Genomic DNA, 20,498 nt, shown 5'->3' with positions numbered 1-20,498 from the left:
GCGACCAGCCCTCGGGTCCCGTTAGCCCGGTCGATGACCGGCGAGCGGTCCGCAGCAACCGGGCGAGTACCCCCGCACGGTGTCACGGCGTGCGGGCCGCCACCGCGGCAGCCCGCACCAGGGCCGGCCCCCGGTAGATGAAGCCGGTGTAGAGCTGCACCAGCGACGCGCCCGCGTCGAACATGCGCTCGGCGTCATCCGGAGTGAGAATGCCGCCGACGCCGACGATCGGCAGCCGGCCGCCGGTCTCGGCGTGCACGAAGGAGACCACCTCCCGGGCCCGGTGCGCCAACGGGCGGCCGGAGAGCCCACCCGCCTCGGCGCCACCGGCCTGATCGGCGGCGGCGAGGCCGGCTCGGGAGAGCGTGGTGTTCGTGGCGATCACCCCGGCCGCGCCCCGCGCCAGGCAGACCTCCAGCAGCTCCGCGATGGCCGAGTCCGGAAGGTCTGGAGCGATCTTCACCAGAACCGGCTTCTCGCCGACCAGAGCGGCCAGCAGGGCGTCCAGGTGCGCCCGGTCCTGCAGCGCACGAAGCCCCGGCGTGTTCGGCGAGGAGACGTTGACCGCGAAGTAGTCGCCGTACTCGCGCAGGGCCTGGTACGACGCCTGATAGTCCGCAACCGCCTCCTCGAGCGGGGTGACCTTGGACTTGCCGAGAGAGATGCCCAGCGGCACCCCGAGCGGGCGGGGCAACGCCGCCAACCGCGCCGCGAGCGCCTCAGCGCCGGCGTTGTTGAAGCCCATCCGGTTCACCACCGCCCGGCTGTCGGGAAGCCGGAACAGCCGCGGCCGTGGGTTGCCCGGCTGCGGATGCGCGGTGACCGTACCCACCTCGACGAAGCCGAAGCCCAACGCCGGCCAGGCCGGCAGCGCCACCCCGTTCTTGTCCATCCCGGCGGCCAGCCCGACCGGGTTCGGGAAGCGGAGCCCGAACACCGTTCGGGGAGCCGAAACGCCGTACCGGGCCCGGAGCACGGCCAGCGCCGCGGGCACCCGAGCCAGGCCGGCCAGCCGCCGGACCGTGAACTCGTGCGCCACCTCCGCATCCCCGCCCCCGAGCCGGAACAGCCGCGGCCGCACCACCCGTTCGAAGATCACCCCAACCTCCCCGGCCGGGTGAACGACCTCGGCCCGCTCGGGCTCACCGGGCGCTCCGCAGCGAGGCGTGCAGCGCCTGCAGCGGACGGACCACCATGTCACCGCGGATCCGGGCCTCGACCGCCATCACCACGGCGGCGGCGCCGGGGACGGTCGTGATGCAGGGGATGTCCGCCGTCACGGCGGCACTGCGGATCTCGTAGCCATCCGAACGCGCGCTCGCTCCCGAACCCTGCGGAGTATTCACCACCAGCACCACCTCGCCGGACCGGATCAGCGAGACCGCGTCCTCGCTCTCCCCCGACTCGTAGTGCTTGCGGATCTGCTCGCAGGCGACGCCGTGCCGGCGCAGCACCTCAGCGGTGCCCGTGGTGGCGATCAGCTGGAAGCCCAGGTCGGCCAGGCGCTTGATCGGGAAGATCATGCCACGCTTGTCCCGGTTGGCGACCGACACGAAGATCTTCCCGCTGGTCGGCAACGAGCCGTACGTGGCCGACTGCGACTTGGCGAAGGCGTACCCGAAGGCCGTGTCAATGCCCATCACCTCGCCGGTGGACTTCATCTCCGGTCCGAGCAGCGAGTCGATCCCCTTCCCGGTCGGAGTGCGGAACCGCTTGAACGGGAGCACCGCCTCCTTGACCGCGATCGGCGCATCCGCGGGGAGGGTGCCGCCGTCACCGTCAGCGGGGAGCAGGCCCTCGGCGCGCAGCTCGGCGACGGTGGCACCGAGCGCGATCCGAGCCGCCGCCTTGGCCAACGGCACCGCGGTGGCCTTGGAGACGAACGGCACGGTCCGGGACGCACGCGGGTTGGCCTCGAGCACCCAGAGCTGGTCGTCCTTGAGGGCGTACTGCACGTTGAGCAGGCCCTGCACGCCGATGCCCCGGGCGATCTCCTCGGTGTACCGGCGGACCTCGGCGACGTGCGAACCGGCCAGGGTGATCGGTGGCAACGCGCAGGAGGAGTCGCCGGAGTGGATCCCGGCCTCCTCGATGTGCTCCATCACCCCACCGAGGTAGACCTCACCGGCGGCGTCGCAGAGCGCGTCCACGTCGATCTCGATGGCGTCATCGAGGAACCGGTCCACCAGGACCGGATGATCCGGGGAGATGTCGGTGGCCCGACCGATGTAGTCACGCAGCGTGGCGTCGTCGTAGACGATCTCCATGCCCCGGCCGCCGAGCACGTACGAGGGGCGGACCAGCACCGGATAGCCGATCTCGGCGGCGATCGTCTTCGCCTCGTCGTACGAGATCGCGGTGCCGTGTGCCGGCGCCCGCAGCCCGGCGCGGGCCAGCAGCGCGCCGAACGCCCCCCGCTCCTCAGCGAGGTGGATCGACTCCGGGGAGGTACCGACGACCGGCACCCCAGCGTCCTTGAGCCGCTGCGCCAGCCCCAGCGGGGTCTGGCCACCAAGCTGTACGACCACCCCGACCACGCCGGGGCCACCGGCCGCCCGGCCGGAGGAGTCCTCCGCGTGCCACACCTCGAGGACGTCCTCGAAGGTCAGCGGCTCGAAGTAGAGCCGGTTCGCGGTGTCGTAGTCGGTGGAGACGGTCTCCGGATTGCAGTTGACCATGACCGTCTCGTATCCGACGTCCCGCAGCGCCATGACGGCGTGCACGCAGGAGTAGTCGAACTCGATTCCCTGCCCGATCCGGTTCGGCCCCGAGCCAAGGATCAGCACCTTGGGCCGGTCCGACCCGACCACCTCGGTCTCCGCGTCGTAGGTGGAGTAGTGGTAAGGCGTCGTCGCCTCGAACTCCGCCGCGCAGGTGTCCACGGTCTTGTACACCGGCCGGACGCCCAACCGGTGCCGCAGCGTCCGAACACCGTCCTCGGCGGCCAACTCCGGGCGCAACGCGGCGAGCTGCCGGTCGGAGAACCCCGCCCGCTTGGCCCGGCGCAGCAGGTCGCCATCGAGCACCGGGGCGTCAACGATCTCGGCTCGCAGCTCAACGAGGCCGGCGATCTGGTCGAGGAACCACGGGTCCATCCCGCCGGAGGCCGCCGCTACCTCGGCGATCGAGGCACCGAGCCGCAGCGCCCGTTCCACCGTGTAGAGCCGCCCGTCGTGCGGCATCCGCAACGCCGCGAGGGTCTCCTCCCGGGTGGCACCGGCCGGGTCGGGCACGGTCCAGAAACCGGCCGCCTTCGTCTCCATCGAGCGCATCGCCTTGTTCAGCGCCTCGGTGAAGTTACGGCCCAGGCTCATCGCCTCACCGACCGACTTCATGGTGGTGGTCAGCTCCGGGTCGGCACCCGGGAACTTCTCGAACGCGAAGCGCGGAATCTTGACCACCACGTAATCCAACGTCGGCTCGAACGCGGCCGGCGTCTTCAGGGTGATGTCGTTGGGGATCTCGTCGAGGGTGTAGCCGATGGCCAGCCTCGCGGCGATCTTCGCGATCGGGAAGCCGGTCGCCTTCGAGGCGAGCGCCGACGAGCGGGAGACCCGGGGGTTCATCTCGATCACGACGATCCGGCCGTCAACCGGGTTCACCGCGAACTGGATGTTGCAGCCGCCGGTGTCCACCCCGACCTCGCGCAACACCGCGATGCCGAGGTCCCGCAGGCGCTGGTACTCCCGGTCGGTGAGGGTCATCGCCGGGGCCACGGTGACGCTGTCGCCGGTGTGCACGCCCATCGGGTCGACGTTCTCGATCGAGCAGACCACCACGACGTTGTCGTGCCGGTCGCGCATCAGCTCGAGCTCGTACTCCTTCCAGCCGAGCACGCTCTCCTCGATGAGTACCTCGTGCACCGGGCTGGCGGCCAGGCCGGCACCGGCGATGCGCTCCAGGTCCGCATCGGTGTGGGCCATGCCGGAGCCGAGACCGCCCATCGTGAACGACGGCCGGATCACCGCCGGCAGGCCCAGCTCGGCGACGGTCTCGCGGACCTCGTCCATCGAGTGGCAGACCCGGGAACGCGGCACCAGCGTCGCGGGGTCCTCGACCCCGATCCGGACACCCGCCTTGGCGACGACGTCCTTGAACAGCTGCCGATCCTCGCCGCGGCGAATCGAGTCGATGTTCGCGCCGATCAGCTCGACGCCGTACTTCTCCAGTACCCCGGCCTCGTGCAGCGCGACCGCCGTGTTCAGCGCGGTCTGGCCACCCAGCGTGGGCAGCACCGCATCCGGCCGCTCCTTGGCGATGACCAGTTCGACGAACTCCGGGGTGATCGGCTCGACGTACGTGGCGTCGGCGAACTCCGGGTCGGTCATGATCGTCGCTGGGTTCGAGTTGACCAGACTGACCCGGATCCCCTCGCTGCGCAGTACCCGGCACGCCTGGGTACCGGAGTAGTCGAACTCGCAGGCCTGCCCGATCACGATCGGCCCGGAGCCGATCACCAGGACGTGTTTGAGGTCGGTCCGCTTAGGCATTCGCGCGCCCCCCGCTGTGGTTGCGACCCTCGATGAGCTCGGCGAAGCGGTCGAACAGGTAGTCCGCGTCGTGCGGACCGGCCGCCGCCTCCGGGTGGTACTGAACGGTGAAGGCGGGCACGTCGCGCGCCCGCAGCCCCTCGACCACGTTGTCGTTGAGGCAGACGTGCGAGACCTCGATCCCGCCGAACTCGGTCTCGATCACCTGGTCCGGCACGACGGCCCCCGGCTCGACACCGGGGAACGCGACGGCGAACCCGTGGTTGTGGCTGGTCACCTCGACCTTGCCGGTGGCCCGGTCGAGCACCGGCTGGTTGATCCCGCGGTGGCCGTAGCCAAGCTTGTACGTGCCGAATCCCAGTGCCCGGCCGAGGATCTGGCTACCGAAGCAGATACCGAAGAGCGGCACCCCGCTGGCGAGCACCGCGCGCGCCAGGGCCACCGGCCCGTCGGCGGTCGCCGGGTCCCCGGGGCCGGGCGAGAGGAAGATCGCATCCGCGCCGGTGGCCCGCATTTCGTCGATGCCCGCATGAGCCGGCAGGACATGGGTGGTGACACCCCGCGCCGCGAGCCGCCGGGGCACGTTGCGCTTGATGCCGAGGTCCAAGGCGGCGACGGTGAACCGGTGCTCCCCCTGCGCCTCGACCACGTACGGCTTCGGGGTGGTCACCTCGGCGGAGAGATCCGCGCCGACCATCGGTGGGGCCTGCCGGACCCGGGCCAGCAGCGCCTGCGGGTCGGTCTCGACGCTGGAGACCCCGACCCGCATCGCGCCCCGCTCCCGCAGGTGCCGGGTGAGCGCGCGCGTGTCCACGCCGCTGATGCCGACCACCCCCTCGGCGGCGAGTCGGTCCTCCAGGCCACCGGTGGCCCGCCAGTTCGAGCCGACCCGGGCGGGATCACGGACCACGTACCCGGCGACCCAGATCCGGCCGGACTCGTCATCCTCGCCGTTGACCCCGGTGTTGCCGATGTGCGGCGCGGTCTGCACCACGACCTGCCGGTGGTAGGAGGGGTCGGTGAGCGTCTCCTGGTACCCGGTCATTCCGGTGTTGAAGACCGCTTCGCCGAAGGTCTCCCCGACGCTGCCGTACGCCTCGCCGTGGAACGTGCGCCCGTCCTCCAGGACGAGAATCGCCGGTCGCCGCCTCACGCCACGCACCCCGCGCTCCGGGCCACGGGGCACTGCCCCACCGCACTCCGTAGTCGAATCACTTCACTGCCTTTCCGTCCAGAACCGTCGCCTCGCCGCGCAGGAAGGTCGCCACGATGCGACCCGGCAGCGTCATGCGGGCGTACGGGGTGTTGCGGCTGCGGCTGGCCAACTCGGTCGGCTCGACGACGCGACGCGCCGCCGGATCCACCAGGGTCAGGTTCGCCGGTGCGCCCGGTGCCGGGTCGTGGCCGTGTTCGGTCAGGCCGGCGATCCGGGCGGGGGTACGGGACATCCGCTCGGCGATGAGATCCCACCGCGGGCCGAGCACGTCCAGCGTGATGGAGAGCGCCGTCTCCAGGCCGAGCATGCCCGGCCGGGCGTACGCCCACTCGCACTCCTTGTCCTCCACGGCGTGCGGGGCGTGGTCGGTGGCGACGATGTCCACCACCCCTTCGGCCAGCGCGGTGCGCAGCGCGGCGACATCGGCGGCGGTACGCAGCGGCGGGTTGACCTTGTAGACCGGGTCGTAGGTGACCGCCTTCTCGTCGGTCAACAACAGGTGGTGCGGGGTGACCTCGGCGGTGACCTGAACACCCCGGGCCTTGGCCTGTCGCAGCACGTCGACGCTGCCGGCGGTGGAGACGTGGCAGATGTGCAGGCGGCTCCCCACGTGCTCGGCGAGCAGCACGTCCCGGGCGATGATCGCCTCCTCGGCGACCGCCGGCCAGCCGGTCAGGCCGAGGCGGGTGGAGATCTCCCCCTCGTGCATCTGGGCGCCCTCGGTGAGCCGTGGCTCCTCGGCGTGCTGGGCGACGATGCCGTCGAACGCCTTCACGTATTCCAGGGCCCGGCGCATCAGCCGCGGGTCGGCGACGCAGTGTCCGTCGTCGGAGAAGATCCGGACCCGGGCAGCGGAGTCGGCCATCGCCCCCAACTCGGCCAGGCGCTCGCCGGCCAGCCCGACGGTGACGGCGCCGATCGGCTGCACGTCCACCAGCCCGGCCTCCCGGCCCAGCCGCCAGACCTGCTCGACCACCCCGGCGGTGTCGGCGACCGGGGAGGTGTTCGCCATCGCGCAGACCGCCGTGTAGCCACCGAGCGCGGCGGCCCGGGAGCCGGTCTCGACGGTCTCGGCGTCTTCCCGGCCGGGCTCGCGTAGGTGGGTGTGCAGGTCCACCAGGCCGGGCAGGGCGACCAGGCCGGTGCCGTCAACCACGACCGCACCGGGGGCCGTCAGCCCCACGCCGGTCTCGGCCACGACGCCGTCGCGGATCAGCAGGTCGGTCGGCGCGGCGCCGAGGACGCTCACGTTGGTGATCAGATATGCGGTCACCGGTTGTTCCCTCCGAGCAGCAGGTAGAGGACGGCCATCCGGACGGAGACGCCGTTGGCGACCTGTTCGACAATCGTGGAGCGGGGCGAGTCGGCCACCTCGGAGGTGATCTCCATGCCCCGGTTCATCGGGCCGGGGTGCATCACGATCGCGTGCTCCGGCAGCCGCCGCATCCGCGAGCCGTCCAGGCCGTAACGGCGGGCGTACTCACGGGCGGAGGGAAAGTAGGAGTCGTTCATGCGTTCCCGCTGCACCCGCAGCATCATGACCACGTCCGACTGCGGCAGCACCGAGTCCAGGTCGTAGCAGACGGCGGCGCCGGGTGCGAGGGCCGCGGCGATGTCCACCGGGATCAGCGGGGGTGGGCCGACCAGGGTGACCTTGGCGCCGAGGGTGGAGAGCAGCAGGACGTTGGAGCGCGCCACCCGGCTGTGCAGCACGTCACCGACCACCGCCACCGACAGACCGGCGAGCCGGCCCAGCCGGGAACGCATCGTGTACGCGTCGAGTAGCGCCTGGGTGGGGTGCTCGTGCGTACCGTCGCCGGCGTTGACGACCGAGCCGTCAACCCAGTCGGCCAACTGGTATGGGGCGCCGGAGGCGGGGTGCCGGACGACGACGGCGTCGGCGCCCATCGCCTGAAGGGTGAGCGCGGTGTCCTTGAGGCTCTCGCCCTTGGCGACGCTGGACCCCTTGACCGTAAAGTTGATCACGTCGGCGCTGAGCCGCTTGGCGGCGGCCTCGAAGGAGATCCGGGTCCGGGTGGAGTCCTCGTAGAAGAGGTTCACCACGGTCCGGCCGCGCAGCGCCGGCAGCTTCTTGACCTCCCGCCCGGCCACGGTCGCCATCTCGGCGGCGGTGTCCAGGATCTGGAGGGCGGTGCCAGCGTCCAGGTCGGCGCTGGAGAGCAGGTGACGGATCATGCGTCGAGCTTCCTTCCGGTCGCGACCGGCCGGCGGCGCCGCGCCGTGCCCCGCGGGCTCACCGGTCACCGCCGTAGAGCCGGACCTCGTCCACGCCGTCGGGCTCCGCCAGGGTGACCCGGACGCTCTCCGCGAGGGCGGTCGGAATGTTCTTACCCACGTAGTCGGCGCGGATGGGCAGCTCCCGGTGTCCGCGATCAACCAGGACGGCGAGTTGGACCGAGGCGGGACGGCCGACGTCGTTCAGCGCGTCGAGCGCTGCCCGCACGGTTCGGCCGGAGAAGAGGACATCGTCAACGAGTACGACTCGCCGACCGTCGATGCCGCCAGCGGGAACATCGGTGGGGCCGATCGCGCGGGTGGCGTGCTGCCGCAGGTCGTCCCGGTAGAGGGTGATGTCGAGCACACCGACCGGGACGTCCACCCCCTCGAAGGCGCTGATCCGGGCGGCGAGCCGCCGGGCGAGCGGCACTCCCCGGGTGGGGATCCCAAGCAGGACGGTCTGTTGGGCGCCCTGGGTCTTCTCGAGGATCTGGTGGGCGATGCGATCAACCACGCGCTGCACGTCGGCGCTGGTGAGTATCACCTTCACCGAGGGTTGTCGGGTGGTCGGCGGTTGGGCAGCCGGTGGGTAGGCCACGGCAGACCTCCTTCCCCGCCTCACGGGACGGGTCGTTAAAGGATGTCGGAGTGACCGGCGCGGACCGCGAACGGACCGGGCCGGGGCTTCCGGCAACGTTACCAGTGGTCACCGTCTCGACCGTCGCCGGCCGAGGGCCCCGCAACAGAACGGCGAAACTGGGACAACTCCCCCAGGATGAAACGGGAAAGTTCACGACCACTTGACCGGCTGTCCCAATCCCCGTACCGTCACGCTCCGTAGCGATCGACGGGAGAACCCCGAGCAGCACTGGGAGTGTCCGAATGCCCTCTGAGTACGCCAAGTCGCTGGGCGCCCGCCTGCGCTCCATTCGCCAGCAGCAGGGCCTGTCCCTGCAGGGCGTAGAGGAAAAGTCCAACGGACGGTGGAAGGCCGTCGTGGTTGGCTCATACGAGCGCGGCGACCGAGCCGTCACCGTGTCCCGCCTGGCCGAGCTGGCCGACTTCTACCGTGTTCCCGTCTCCGAGCTACTGCCGGACGGCAGTGGCGTCCGCCACGAGCCAACCAGCAAGATCGTGCTGGACCTCGAGCGGCTCTACGACGAGGCCTCGGAGGACCTCGCCTACGTCGCCCGGTACGCCCGCGCGATCCAGCAGCAGCGCGGCGACTACAACGGCCGGGTGCTGTCGATCCGCGCCGACGACCTGCGCGCCCTGGCGATCGTCTACGACGCCTCGCCGTCCGGCCTGATCGAACGGCTGAACGAGCACGGCGTCCTCGTCGCCGACCCCCGGGCGTTCTTCGCCTCCTGAGTAGCGCCACCCGAAAAGGGCCCGTGCCGGTCGGCACGGGCCCTTTTCGACTATCCGGTCTCGCTTCCGGCCGTCTCGCTTCCGAGCCAGAGACCCCGGTGGCGGCTACCGGGTGGCGTACTCCGCGATCCGGCCGAGAATCCCGTTGAGGAACCGCGGTGAATCGTCGGTCGACATCTGCCGGGCCAACTCCACCGCCTCGCTGATCGCCACCGCGTCGTCGATCTCGTCCACGTAGAGCAGCTCGTAGACCGCGATCCGGGCAAGATTCCGATCAACGGTCGGCATCCGGTCCAGCGTCCACCCCTCGGCGTAGCTGGCGATCAGCTCGTCAACCCGGTCCAGGTGGGCAGCGACCCCCTCAACCAGGCCGACCGCGTATCCCAGATGCTCCGGTCGGGGCTTCTCGATCCGCTCCACGTAGCCGGCGAGCACCTCGACCGGTGGACGGCCCCGCAGGTCCGCCTCGAAGAGCACGTCCAGCGCCCGTTTGCGCGCCTTGCGACGCGCCGGCATCTGCTGCTTGGGCCCCTCGGCCATCAGGCGCGGCCGAGGTAACGGCCGTCGCGGGTGTCGACCTTGATCTTCTCGCCGGTGGTGATGAAGAGCGGCACCTGCACGGTCGCGCCGGTCTCGACCGTGGCCGGCTTGCTACCACCGGTCGAACGGTCTCCCTGGAGGCCCGGCTCGGTGTACGTGATCTCGAGCACCACGCTGGTCGGCAGCTCCACGTAGAGCGGCACCCCCTCGTGGGTGGCGACCGTCGCCTCGGCCTCGGGCAGCAGATAGTTCGCGGCCTCGCCGACCGTGTCGCCGAGCACATTGATCTGGTCGAACGTCTCCAGGTCCATGAAGACGAAGTCCTCGCCGTCGGCGTACAGGTACTGCATCGTACGCTTGTCGACGGTCGCGGTCTCGACCTTGGTGCCCGCATTGAAGGTCTTGTCGACCACCTTGCCGGAGAGCACGTTCTTCAGCGTGGTGCGCACGAACGCACCACCCTTTCCGGGCTTGACGTGCTGGAACTCGACGACGGCCCAGAGCTCACCGTCGAGGTTGAGTACCATGCCGTTTTTCAGGTCGTTGGTGGTGGCCATTTCCTGCCTTGATCATAAGGTGGCGGACAGACCCAGCAAGTCTACTAGGCCGCGATTGGGCAGGCTCGCCCGAGCAAGCCGCGGCCGCGCCGACGATCAGCAGACCCGGGCCGCCAGGTGGTGCAGGGCCAGGCGGTAGCCGTCCACGCCCAGCCCACAGATCACCCCGGTCGCCACCGCCGAGACCACCGAATGGTGCCGGAACGCCTCCCGGGAATGGATGTTGGAGAGGTGCACCTCCACCAACGGGGCACGCAGCAGGGCGCAGGCGTCCCGTACCGCGACCGAGTAGTGCGACCAGGCGGCTGGATTGAGCACCACGCAAGCGCCCAGGTCAGCAGCCTCATGCAGCCAGCCGAGCAGCTCATGCTCGGCGTCGGTCTGCCGGACGACCACCTCCAGCCCCAGCTCCCGCCCGGTCTGCTGGCACAGCTCGACGAGGTCGGCGTAGGTGGTGGTGCCGTAGACCTCCGGTTGCCGGGTGCCCAGGCGGCCCAGATTGGGCCCGTTGAGCACGTACACCCTCATTCGGCGATCTCCTGGTAGGCGGCGTGCAGCAACTCGTCGGAGGGCGCCGCGAGAATCGTCGGGCGGGCGAGCCCGGCCAGTACGACGAAACGCAGGATGCTGCCCCGTGCCTTCTTGTCCACCCGCATCGTGGCGAGCAGCTCCGGCCAGGCCTCCGCCCGATATCCGGTGGGCAGGCCCAGCGCACCCACCACCGCCCGGTGCCGCTGCGCGGTCTGCGCGTCCAGCCGCCCCTCGAGCTGGGCCAGGGCCGCCGCGTAGACCAGCCCCACCGCGACCGCGTGGCCGTGCCGCCAGCGGTAGCCCTCCACCTTCTCGATGGCGTGCGCCAGGGTGTGCCCGTAGTTCAATATCTCCCGGGCCCCCGACTCGCGAAGGTCCCCCGCGACGACCTGCGCCTTGACCCGGATCGCCCGCTCGATCAGCTCCCGGAGCACCGACCCTGCCGGGTCCATGGCGACGGCCGGCTCCCGCTCGACCAGGTCAAGGATCACCGGGTCGGCGATGAAGCCACACTTGACCACCTCGGCCATTCCCGCGGCCAGGTCGGTCGGGGAGAGGCTGTCCAGCGCGGTCAGGTCACAGATCACCCCGGCCGGGCGGTGAAAGGCACCGACCAGGTTCTTACCGGCGGAGGTATTGATTCCGGTCTTGCCCCCTACCGCCGCGTCCACCATGCCCAGCAGCGACGTCGCCACCGGCACCCAACGCACCCCGCGCAGCCAGCAGGCCGCGACGAAGCCGGCCAGGTCGGTAACCGCGCCGCCGCCCACCCCAACGACCGCGTCGGCGCGGGTGAAGCCCGCCGCACCGAGCCGTTCCCAACAGCTGGCGGCGACCTCAATCTGCTTACCCGCCTCCGCGTCCGGCACCTCGACCAGCAGCGGCGACACCCCATCCGCCCGGGTCCGCTCCGCCAGCTGCTCGGCCCAGCCCTGCATCGGCGACGCGTACAGCACGGCCAGCCGCTCCGCGCCCGGCAGCAACCGCGGCAGGTCTGGCAGGTCGCGCCCCACCAACACGTCGTACGGCTGGTCACCGCCAACCGGGATCCGGGTAATCTCGTCCATCGCGCGCAGCCTAACCGTCAGGTGGGGAGCAGCGCGGCGACCTCGGCCGCGAGCTGCTCCGGCGTGCGGCCGTCGGTCACCACCGTCGCCGTCGCCACCGCCGCGTAGTGCGGGCGGCGCTGCTCCAGCAGGTGCTTGAGAGTGGCCCGCGGATTGACCGCGAGCAGGGGTCGTCCGGCACCGAGTCCGACCCGGCGTACCGCGTCGGGCAGCTCCACCGACAGGTACACGACGGTGTGGCCGGCCAGCGCGGCCCGGGTCTGTTCGGCGAGCACGGCACCACCGCCGAGGGCGAGCACGCCGCTGCCGGCGGCGAGCGCCGTCGCCACCGCCGCCCGTTCGAGGGTACGGAAGTGCGCCTCCCCCTCGTCGATGAAGATCTCCGAGATCGGCTTGCCCGCCGTCGCCTCGATGTCCAGGTCGGTGTCCCGGAACTCCACCCCGAGCAGCTCGGCGAGGGCTCGCCCGACGGTGGTCTTGCCCGAGCCGGGCGGGCCCACCAACACACAGACCGGCGCCATCAGCGGACAACCAGCGCGTCGAGGTAGCCGGCGAGGTTGCGGCGCTGCTCGGCCACCGAGTCGCCGCCGAGCTTCTCCACCGCCGCCTCGGCCAGCACCAGCGCCACCATCGCCTCGGCGACGACCCCCGCGGCCGGGACCGCGCACACGTCCGAGCGTTGGTTGATCGCGGTGGCGGGCTCACCGGAGGTGACATCCACCGTCGACAGCGCGCGGTTCAGGGAGGAGATCGGCTTCATCGCGGCCCGCACCCGCAGCGGCTCACCGGTGGTGATACCCCCCTCCAGGCCGCCGGCCCGGTCGGTGACTCGCCGCACACCGGTCGCGGTGGGGATGATCTCGTCGTGCGCGACCGAGCCCCGGGAACGCGCCTGCTGCCAGCCGTCGCCGATCTCCACCCCCTTGATCGCCTGAATGGACATCAGCGCGGTGGCCAGCCGGGCGTCCAGCTTCCGGTCCCACTGCACGTGGCTGCCGAGCCCCGGGGGCACCCCGTACGCCAGCACCTCGACCACGCCGCCGAGCGTGTCGGCGTCCTTCTTCGCGGCGTCCACCTCGGCGACCATCCGGAGGCTCGCCTCCGGGTCCAGACAGCGCAGCGGGTCCGCGTCGATCCGTTCGGCGTCGGCCGGGCTGGGTCGCAGCCCCGGTTTCGTCGCGACTGACCCCAGCTCCACGACGTGCGAGATGACCTCGATGCCCAGCGACTGCCGGAGCAGGGCCTTGGCGACGGTGCCGACGGCGACCCGGGCAGCCGTCTCCCGGGCGCTGGCCCGTTCGAGGATCGGGCGGGCATCGGTGTGCCCGTACTTCTGCATGCCGGCCAGGTCGGCGTGCCCCGGCCGGGGACGGGTCAGCGGCGCGTTACGCGCCTGCCGGGCCAGCTCCGCCGGGTCGACCGGGTCGGCCGCCATCACCGTGCGCCACTTGGGCCACTCGGAGTTGCCGACCCGGATCGCCACCGGACTGCCCAGGGTCACCCCATGCCGCAGCCCACCGATGATCTCGATCTCGTCCTGTTCGAACGCCATCCGGGCACCACGGCCGTAGCCGAGGCGACGCCGGGCCAGCTCACCGGCGATCTCCTCGGTGGTCACCTCGACCCCGGCCGGGACCCCCTCGAGCAACGCGACGAGGGCGGGACCGTGCGATTCCCCTGCAGTCAACCAGCGCAACACAACGGCCAGTCTGGCACGCCCGGTCGACGCCGGGTGCCACACCCGGCCCGTCTCGCCCTGCGGACACGACTGTCCGCGAGACGGTCACGATCGCCCCCGTTGGCAGCGAATCCGTACGATCATGGCGGCCTCCCGGAAGTCTGGTCGGCAACGACGTGGTTTCGACCCACCCGGAGGCCCCGGTGCTGCTCCTCGCGTTCGCAGCCGTGCTGCTGCTGGCCGTCCTGCTGTCCAGCCTCGCGCACCGCAGCATCCTCTCCACCGCCGTGGTATTCCTCCTCGCCGGCATCCTGCTCGGCCCGGACACCACCGGTGTCCTGGAGATCACCGCCGACAGCGAGATCGTCGCCGGGCTCGCGGAGCTGGCACTCTTCACCGTGCTCTTCACCGACGGCATGCGGGTCGGCTTCGCCGACCTACGCGCGGCGTGGCGGCTGCCCGGGCGGGCGCTCGGCTGGGGGCTGCCGCTGACCCTCCTGATCACCGCCGTATTGGCGCACTACGTGGCCGGGCTCGACTGGCCGGAGGCACTGCTGATCGGGGCGGTGCTCGCCCCCACCGACCCGGTCTTCGCCGCCGCCCTGGTCGGCAACGTGGGCGTTCCGCGCCGGCTGCGGCACCTGCTCAACGTCGAGTCCGGCATCAACGACGGCCTCGCGTTGCCGTTCGTCATCCTCTTCCTGACGGTCGTGGAGGGCTCCGACGACCTGCACCTTGACGAGCTGGGGACCGAACTGCTCCTGGGCCTGGTGATCGGGGTGGCGGTGCCGTGGCTGGCCCTGCAGTTGGAGAAGGGGCGGTTCTTCTCCGCCTCCACCAAGTACGAGCCCCTCAACGGTGTGGCGATCGGCCTGCTGGTCCTCGCGCTGGGGCTGATCACCCACGCCAACCTCTTCCTCGCCGCGTTCGCCGCCGGCATCACCGTGGCCACCTTCGGCGAGCGACAGCGGGAGAGCTTCGAACACTTCGGCGAGCTGATCGCCGAACTCTTCAAGCTCGCCGCCCTGCTGGTGTTCGGCGCCCTGATCTCGGTGAAGTTCCTCAGTGAGATCAACTGGACCGGCTGGCTCTTCGCGGTGTTGGCCATCGTGGTGGCCCGCCCACTCGCGCTCGCGGTGTCATTCCTCGGTTCGAAGCTGAGCCGCACCGAGCAGTTCGCCGCCATGTGGTTCGGCCCGAAGGGTTTCGCCTCGGTGGTCTACGGTCTGCTCGTGCTCCAGGCCGGGATCACCGCGGGAGACGAGGTGTTCCACCTGGTGGCGCTGACCGTCGTCTTGTCGATCCTGGCGCACTCGTCAACCGACGTCCTGGTCGCCCGGATCTTCAACCCGGCGATGACCCCCCAGTGGTCAGAACGACTACAGGCAGCCCCGGCCGATCGCCGAGAACGCCGCAGCGACGGGGACCAGCCGCCGCCGTAGACCGGCCCCGGCCCGTCCCGACGAACCAGAAATACCACCGAAGCAAGGCCGGAGCTGCTTGGGTCAAAGACCCGTTCATCCGCACCAAGAAAGGTGCTGCGGTGGACGTGTTCAATTCAGCCCACCTCAAGCCGGTTTCGCGCATTCTTAATGACTCCCGCAATATGAGCGGGACACCGCGCCCCACGACCTCAGCCTCGGTGAAACCCGCGCACCGGTCACGCCGAGGATGATTTTCGAATTGCGATCAACGATTTGGTGAGGCCGAGCAGACGCTCGTTACGGATGCCCGCGTCCGGGAATAGGTAACGCAGCTCCGCTCGACCGATCAGTTCGGTCGTCAGGACCTGTCGCATCGCCGCCTCGTACGACTTACCCGGCGTGTAGGCCAGGGGCCACTTCCGTGCCACCACCACCCGCGCCGGCACCGGCAGGAACTGCATGGCGGGCGCCACCCAGTCCGGCTCCACGGGGAAATACCGGTACGGGGTCTGCACCCAGTACGCAGGGGCCAGCTCACGGATCGCCTCCGCCATCCGACGACGACGCTCGTACCCGCCGACATGCTCCAGGACGCTGTTGCTGAAGACTAGGTCGTACCGACGGCCAAGAATGCGCCTCGGCAGTTCGCAGGCATCGGCATGATCGGCTTCAGCCCAGTCGGGCAGCTCCGTCGGCAACGGCTCCAGATTCACCACGTGCACGTGTGCCGGTCGAACCGGCACCGTTGCCCAGCTCTCCACCCGTCCACCAAGGTCAAGCACGTTCATCTCGGCGAGGTCGGGAAACGTGTCGGAGAGCCAGGCCGCCCGCCGTGCCCTCCGTTTGGCGCCAACCGAAGAGGGTGCGTCCACCAGACGAAATCTCAACGAGTGAAGTGCCACGAACGAACTCCTATACCTCTGCGTCGACCGGGACTGCTGCTCTCGCGGCTCGTACGGATAACGGGGGGTGGTTTGCGGGCTTAGATGCCCCGGCCGCGCTTGTGCAGGGTGCGCAGCACCGCGTCCGCCCGGACCACCCGCCCGGCCACCGCGAGCGCCAGGTACGCCCGTGGCTCGCGCGGGTTACCCCGGAGGGTGCGGCGTGCCCAGCTCAGCGCGCCCTGGCGGTCGCCGGAGGCGGCGCGCGCGAAGGCGATCTGCCCCGCCACCCGGGCCGCACCGGCCGGCTGGCTGCCGAACTCCGGGTAGCGTTCGAGCAGCCACTGCAGCGCCGCCGAGATGGTGTCCCAGCGCTGCGTGAAATACGACCGGTTGTGCCAACGCACCAGCACCAGCGGGGTGCGCAGATTGACCAATGGTGCGCGGCGGGCCGCCCGCAGCAGGAACTCGTAGTCCTCGGCGTAGCTGCCCGGAATCTCCTCGTTGACCAGTCCGAAGCCGTCGCGAAGCACGGCAGCGCGGAAGAGGAACGTTGACGGGTGCAGCTCGGTCATCCGATCCCGCAACAGGTCGGCGAAGGTGATCCGGTCCCGAGGCAGCAACCGCTCGACGGTGTGTCCGTCGTAGCTCACCCGGATGCCACCCGAGACGAACTCGGCACCCGGAGTGGTGGTGAGCGCCGCGACCTGCACCGACAGCTTGCCGGGCAACCACTCGTCGTCGTCGTCGCAGAAGGCGATCAACTCGCCGGTGGCGGCCAGGGTGCCGGTGTTGCGGGCACCCGCGAGGCCGGCCGTCCGGCCGTTCTCGGTAACCCGAACCGGCCTACCCGGTCGGGACAGCTCGGTCAGGGTCTGATCCGGCTCCGAACGGTCGTACACGACGACCACCTCGAGCTCACCCGGATAGTCCTGGTCGAGGAGGGCGCGGACCGCGGCCCGCAGCAGCTCCGGGCGATCCCGGGTGGGCACCACGGCACTCACCCTCGGCAGTGCGGTAAGCCGCGGCAGTGCGGTCATCCTCGCGCTCCACTCCGCGGGGACCGTGACCACGGCCGCCACCATCCCCGCCGCCCGTTCGCCGCGACCACCAGACCCTCCACAATCTCCCCGACCCGGGCCACGGCGGCCTCCCGCTCCCGGGCCGAATCGGGGTCCGCCCGGACGACGAACCGGGACGGCTCGGCCAGGCCAGCGGTGAGCTCCGCCACGAACTCCGCTCGGGTCTCGCAGACCACCACCAGGCCGGCAGCTCCGAGCCGACGGGCGAACCGCAGTTGGTGGTCGTCAACGTGTTCACCGTGGGACGGATCCCGGGGAACCACGATCGGCACCCGACCGTACCGACGGACCTCCAGGATGGTGGCCGGGCCACCGTGACAGATCACGAGGTCGGCCGTGGAGATCGCCGCCTGGAGCTCGTCGTGCCCCAGAAAGGCCACCGCGCCGGGAACGTCGGCCGCTCCGGTGTGACCGTGCTGGACGGTCAGGACCACGCGGTCGGGGAGGGTGCGCCGCCAACCCCGCAGCCAGTCGACCAGCCGGTCAAACGGGTGCTTGTCGGTACCGACGACGACCAACACCTGCCTCCGGCCGACACCGGACCGGTTCCGTTGCCGGGGAATGTGGCTGGACTCAGACCCCGACGGCGCGACGACTCGCTTCGTACTCACCGCATCCCCTCCACCCTGATTGACGAGACCTGGCATCGCGCGTCGTCGCTTCGCCGTACCTCCGCGCTCACAGCAGCGGCCCCACCACAGTCGCCTCCGGATAGTGGCGGCGTTGCTCCTCCCACTGCACGAGCATCGCGGAGAGAAACGGGCGGCACAGGCGCGCGGTCAGGGTCGGGGTGTCGATCCGGTCGTACACCTCGACATAGACGGTGGGAATTCGCCGCAGCCAGGCGAAGACCACGAACGGCACCGCAACCCCGGCTCCGGTCGTCACCACCGCGGCGACCCGACGCCGCCGCAGGAGGCGTACCGCCAGCACCGCGTTGCGCACCAGGTTGGGCACGTTGCGGGTGGTCGGGTAATGCGCCGAGACGACCTCTTCCCCCGCGAGCCGGGAGCGTGCGTCCGGGGTATCGAAGGTGACCCAGCAGCGGTGCCAGCGCTCGTACCAGGAACGCAGCGCCAGCAGCTGGGCCAGGTGCCCACCGCTCGATCCGACGAGCAGCAGAACCGGGGAGTCACCGCGACCCCTGGGGTATGTCTCCATGCGAGCCTCACCGCCTGCTTCCGTCGGCCTCGATCGATGGCTTGCGAAAGCAGACCACGTATCGCGCCGTGGAGGCATCGGGAAACCGGACGATCACCGGTGGCCCCGCTGCACGAGGAGCTCCAGCAGAGCGGGGTGTAGCGCGGGGTTCCAGCCCGCACCGGCGTTGGCCAGCCGCCAGGTCCGCAGCCACAGCTCCAGCAGGTACGCCTCCGCCACCAGGCGCTGCCCAGCCTGGTTGAGGCCGAGCGCGTCGCCGTACCGTCGGAGTTGGAGATCAACAGCGTCGGCCGCGACGGCGACGGAGGAACCTCCCAGCACCAGGGCCCGCTGGAACGCGTCGTGCGCCAGGTCGAAGCCGACCGGGACATCCGGGGCGCTGTGCTCCCAGTCCCAGGCGACCAGCCGGCCGGCGTGTCGGCCCAGGTTCCACGGGACCCAGTCACCATGCCAGTGCCCGAACTCGACCCGGGTCTCCCCGTGCCGCGAGACGAGCCCCGCCACCGCCACGACCGCCCGGGGGTCGGCTGACATGGTGGCGGCGGCCCGGTGCGCGGTCTGGGTGAGCCGCGCCAAAAAGCTCGATCCGGCCAGTGACCGGGGCCGGGCGGGCGGGCTGCCCCGGCGAGCCACCGCGAGCACCGCGGCGACCTCGGGCTCGGCGGCGGTGGACAGCCCACGGACCGCCGGCGGCAGCGGCTGCACCAACGCGACGGGCCGCCCGGCCCAGCGGAGCTCGGCCAGCAGGCGCGGCGCCACCGGGTGCTCCGGCACCCGGGCCAGTGCGGGGAGTTCCCGCAGCGCCGCCGCCTCGGCGGTCACCAGGTCCCGGGTGGCGTCGTTCCAGCCGATCTTCGCGAAGCCGAGCGGGCGGCCACTCGGGGCGAAGAGTTGCAGGGTCGGCTTGTGGTTCGGATCCGGCGGTCGCACCCCACACGCCGCGTACGCGGCTCCCCCGCCCAGCAGGGTGGCGAGTCGGTGGACGAGCAGCGCCTCCTCCGCGGCGACCGCCTCGGGCAGCGACACGGTCAGGACCGGGAAGCGGGCCAGCTCCAGCCCACCGAGCCGGGCGAGCCCACCGAGAACCGCCCGCACCGCCCGCACCCGGGGTGGTCGCAGCGCGTTGTACGCCAGCAGCGACGCCGCCGTCGCCCGCGGGGAGCCCAACGGCAACAGGAACCGGGCCCGCTGGACAGTGGGCACAATCGCGTACCGCGCCACCGTCCGGTGCCCGGCCGGTACCGCACCATCCACCGTGAGCCCGACCCGCTCGGCACCGAAGACCGCCCGGGTGACCCAGCCCAACCCGTCGGTGCGGGTCCGCGGGTCGGCGGAGGCGGTGGCCGGCTCGGTCATCAGGCGCCGTCCGACCAGTCGAGGTCCATGCCGAGCCGCTGCCGCAGCGCCTCGTTGTAGGGGCGGTAGTAGGCCGTCAACTCCGCCTGAAGTGCCGGGTCCAGCGGCGCGGAGCGGCGGTCGTTGTAGACCCGGAAGCTCGCCAGGTCGTGGGCCGGCAGCCCGAGGAAGGACAGGGTACGGCGGTACGTCGACCGGGCGTCCCGATAGAGGTCCTCGCTGCGCAGGAAGAGGAACTGCGCGCGGTCGAACCGGTCCAGCCACGGCTGAAGGTGCTCGAGGTAGCGACCCCGGGCCCGGTAGCTGTACCAGTCGTACGCCGCACTGACGTACTCCGGCTCGGCGACCAGCCGCTCCCGCTCCCCCCGGGTGCGCTCCGGCTCGGCGCCGAGGGCAGCGGCGAAGTCCAGCGGCTCGATGCCGTGGGTGCGCCGCTCCTTCCAGTGCGAGTAGGCCCGCTGCACCGGATCGCGCAGCAGCACGACCAGCTTGACCGACGGCATCAGCGCGGCGACCCGCTCGGCGGCGAGCGGGTGGAACATGTACAGCGGGGCGGCTTCACCGGCCCGGACCGGGCCGCCGTGCCGCCGCTCCAGCACCGTCCGCTGGCGTCGGGTCGGGAAGTGCGAGCGATACCACGCCTCGCCCCGCCGCCAGTGCTCCTCGAAGTAGTGCGTGGACTTCGTGTTCCAGGCCGGGAAGAGCCGCGGCACCAGCGGATGCTGGACCAGATAGTTCCACAGGGACGTGGTGCCGCCCCGCTTGGTGCCGATGACCAGGAAATCTGGCAGTGGCCGCCGGTCGCTGGTCTGCACGCCGTAGCCGACGAGAGACTCCCGCACCCGCTCGGTCACCCGGTCCGGCACGAACCGCTTCACTCGATCACGCAGCACCGACACGACGGAC

At 71.0% G+C, this 20,498-nt stretch carries 20 protein-coding genes; 2 read left to right on the top strand and 18 right to left on the bottom strand.

Translation table 11 applies throughout. From position 1 onward, the window contains the following. Positions 1 to 82: 82 nt before the first annotated feature. Genes SALPAC4_RS0118990 through pyrR form a run of 6 tightly spaced genes read right to left on the bottom strand, consistent with a single transcriptional unit; the run spans position 83 to position 8,542 of the window. On the bottom strand, positions 83 to 1,099 hold the full coding sequence (locus tag SALPAC4_RS0118990; protein WP_018729997.1) for a quinone-dependent dihydroorotate dehydrogenase: 1,017 nt from the start codon (positions 1,097 to 1,099) through the stop codon (positions 83 to 85). A 43-nt stretch (positions 1,100 to 1,142) separates the two neighbouring features. Beyond that, a complete protein-coding gene (gene carB / locus SALPAC4_RS0118985; protein ID WP_019871672.1) occupies positions 1,143 to 4,490 on the bottom strand; it encodes a carbamoyl-phosphate synthase large subunit in 3,348 nt (1,115 codons plus the stop codon). Continuing rightward, a complete protein-coding gene (carA, locus tag SALPAC4_RS0118980; RefSeq protein ID WP_018735543.1) occupies positions 4,483 to 5,643 on the bottom strand; it encodes a glutamine-hydrolyzing carbamoyl-phosphate synthase small subunit in 1,161 nt (386 codons plus the stop codon). The genes carB and carA overlap by 8 nt, the downstream gene beginning before the upstream one ends. Positions 5,644 to 5,701: 58 nt before the next feature. Further along, positions 5,702 to 6,979 (bottom strand): dihydroorotase, encoded by a 1,278-nt coding sequence (locus tag SALPAC4_RS0118975; RefSeq protein WP_018734020.1) that lies wholly within the window; start codon positions 6,977 to 6,979, stop codon positions 5,702 to 5,704. Beyond that, the gene (locus tag SALPAC4_RS0118970; protein ID WP_027644369.1) at positions 6,976 to 7,902 is read right to left on the bottom strand and encodes an aspartate carbamoyltransferase catalytic subunit; all 927 of its coding nucleotides are present in this window, start codon (positions 7,900 to 7,902) and stop codon (positions 6,976 to 6,978) included. Before SALPAC4_RS0118970 ends, SALPAC4_RS0118975 begins: the two co-directional genes overlap by 4 nt. 58 nt (positions 7,903 to 7,960) lie before the next feature. Beyond that, positions 7,961 to 8,542: a bifunctional pyr operon transcriptional regulator/uracil phosphoribosyltransferase PyrR gene (gene pyrR, locus SALPAC4_RS0118965; protein WP_019871669.1), complete on the bottom strand. Its 582-nt coding sequence runs from the start codon at positions 8,540 to 8,542 to the stop codon at positions 7,961 to 7,963. A 284-nt stretch (positions 8,543 to 8,826) separates the two neighbouring features. On the opposite strand from pyrR, the gene bldD reads away from it, so the two are divergent. Beyond that, a complete protein-coding gene (gene bldD / locus SALPAC4_RS0118960) occupies positions 8,827 to 9,315 on the top strand; it encodes a transcriptional regulator BldD (protein ID WP_011905744.1) in 489 nt (162 codons plus the stop codon). 105 nt (positions 9,316 to 9,420) lie between these two features. Here the strand turns inward: bldD and nusB are convergent, their stop codons facing one another. From nusB to aroC, 6 genes are all read right to left on the bottom strand, one after another. Continuing rightward, positions 9,421 to 9,831, bottom strand: a complete 411-nt coding sequence (gene nusB / locus SALPAC4_RS0118955) for a transcription antitermination factor NusB (protein ID WP_180199258.1) — start codon at positions 9,829 to 9,831, stop codon at positions 9,421 to 9,423. A gap of 23 nt (positions 9,832 to 9,854) precedes the next feature. Continuing rightward, positions 9,855 to 10,412, bottom strand: coding sequence for an elongation factor P (gene efp, locus SALPAC4_RS0118950; RefSeq protein ID WP_011905742.1), 558 nt, complete (start codon positions 10,410 to 10,412; stop codon positions 9,855 to 9,857). Positions 10,413 to 10,508: 96 nt separating this feature from the next. Beyond that, positions 10,509 to 10,940 (bottom strand): type II 3-dehydroquinate dehydratase, encoded by a 432-nt coding sequence (aroQ, locus tag SALPAC4_RS0118945; protein ID WP_027644368.1) that lies wholly within the window; start codon positions 10,938 to 10,940, stop codon positions 10,509 to 10,511. Further along, positions 10,937 to 12,010, bottom strand: coding sequence for a 3-dehydroquinate synthase (gene aroB / locus SALPAC4_RS0118940; RefSeq protein ID WP_019871667.1), 1,074 nt, complete (start codon positions 12,008 to 12,010; stop codon positions 10,937 to 10,939). The genes aroQ and aroB overlap by 4 nt, the downstream gene beginning before the upstream one ends. Before the next feature lie 17 nt (positions 12,011 to 12,027). Continuing rightward, positions 12,028 to 12,531 carry a shikimate kinase gene (locus tag SALPAC4_RS0118935; RefSeq protein ID WP_019871666.1) on the bottom strand — a complete coding sequence of 168 codons (504 nt, stop codon included), beginning with the start codon at positions 12,529 to 12,531 and terminating at the stop codon, positions 12,028 to 12,030. Beyond that, positions 12,531 to 13,709, bottom strand: a complete 1,179-nt coding sequence (gene aroC / locus SALPAC4_RS0118930) for a chorismate synthase (RefSeq protein ID WP_019871665.1) — start codon at positions 13,707 to 13,709, stop codon at positions 12,531 to 12,533. The genes SALPAC4_RS0118935 and aroC overlap by 1 nt, the downstream gene beginning before the upstream one ends. A 155-nt stretch (positions 13,710 to 13,864) precedes the next feature. Between aroC and SALPAC4_RS0118925 the strand changes: the two genes are divergently transcribed. Then, positions 13,865 to 15,130, top strand: a complete 1,266-nt coding sequence (locus tag SALPAC4_RS0118925) for a cation:proton antiporter (protein ID WP_019871664.1) — start codon at positions 13,865 to 13,867, stop codon at positions 15,128 to 15,130. 218 nt (positions 15,131 to 15,348) lie between these two features. Here the strand turns inward: SALPAC4_RS0118925 and SALPAC4_RS0118920 are convergent, their stop codons facing one another. The 6 genes from SALPAC4_RS0118920 to SALPAC4_RS0118895 all read right to left on the bottom strand — a co-directional run bounded on the left by SALPAC4_RS0118920 (position 15,349) and on the right by SALPAC4_RS0118895 (position 20,491). Then, positions 15,349 to 16,014 (bottom strand): class I SAM-dependent methyltransferase, encoded by a 666-nt coding sequence (locus SALPAC4_RS0118920; protein WP_027644367.1) that lies wholly within the window; start codon positions 16,012 to 16,014, stop codon positions 15,349 to 15,351. Between the two features lie 80 nt (positions 16,015 to 16,094). After that, complete coding sequence (locus SALPAC4_RS0118915) at positions 16,095 to 17,078, bottom strand: glycosyltransferase family 2 protein (RefSeq protein ID WP_019871662.1); 984 nt, start codon at positions 17,076 to 17,078, stop codon at positions 16,095 to 16,097. Further along, positions 17,030 to 17,596, bottom strand: a complete 567-nt coding sequence (locus SALPAC4_RS0118910) for a glycosyltransferase (protein WP_019871661.1) — start codon at positions 17,594 to 17,596, stop codon at positions 17,030 to 17,032. Before SALPAC4_RS0118910 ends, SALPAC4_RS0118915 begins: the two co-directional genes overlap by 49 nt. Before the next feature lie 157 nt (positions 17,597 to 17,753). Next, positions 17,754 to 18,236 carry a glycosyltransferase family protein gene (locus SALPAC4_RS0118905; RefSeq protein ID WP_019871660.1) on the bottom strand — a complete coding sequence of 161 codons (483 nt, stop codon included), beginning with the start codon at positions 18,234 to 18,236 and terminating at the stop codon, positions 17,754 to 17,756. Between the two features lie 93 nt (positions 18,237 to 18,329). Beyond that, positions 18,330 to 19,592, bottom strand: a complete 1,263-nt coding sequence (locus SALPAC4_RS0118900) for a hypothetical protein (protein ID WP_019871659.1) — start codon at positions 19,590 to 19,592, stop codon at positions 18,330 to 18,332. After that, complete coding sequence (locus SALPAC4_RS0118895; protein WP_019871658.1) at positions 19,592 to 20,491, bottom strand: sulfotransferase domain-containing protein; 900 nt, start codon at positions 20,489 to 20,491, stop codon at positions 19,592 to 19,594. The genes SALPAC4_RS0118900 and SALPAC4_RS0118895 overlap by 1 nt, the downstream gene beginning before the upstream one ends. Positions 20,492 to 20,498 lie beyond the last annotated feature (7 nt).

It is taken from the genome of Salinispora oceanensis, assembly GCF_000383575.1.
GTDB classification, from domain to species: Bacteria; Actinomycetota; Actinomycetes; order Mycobacteriales; family Micromonosporaceae; genus Micromonospora; species Micromonospora oceanensis.
The sequence above is the reverse complement of the archived record's forward strand: the minus strand, read 5'-3'. Positions and strand labels throughout refer to the sequence as shown.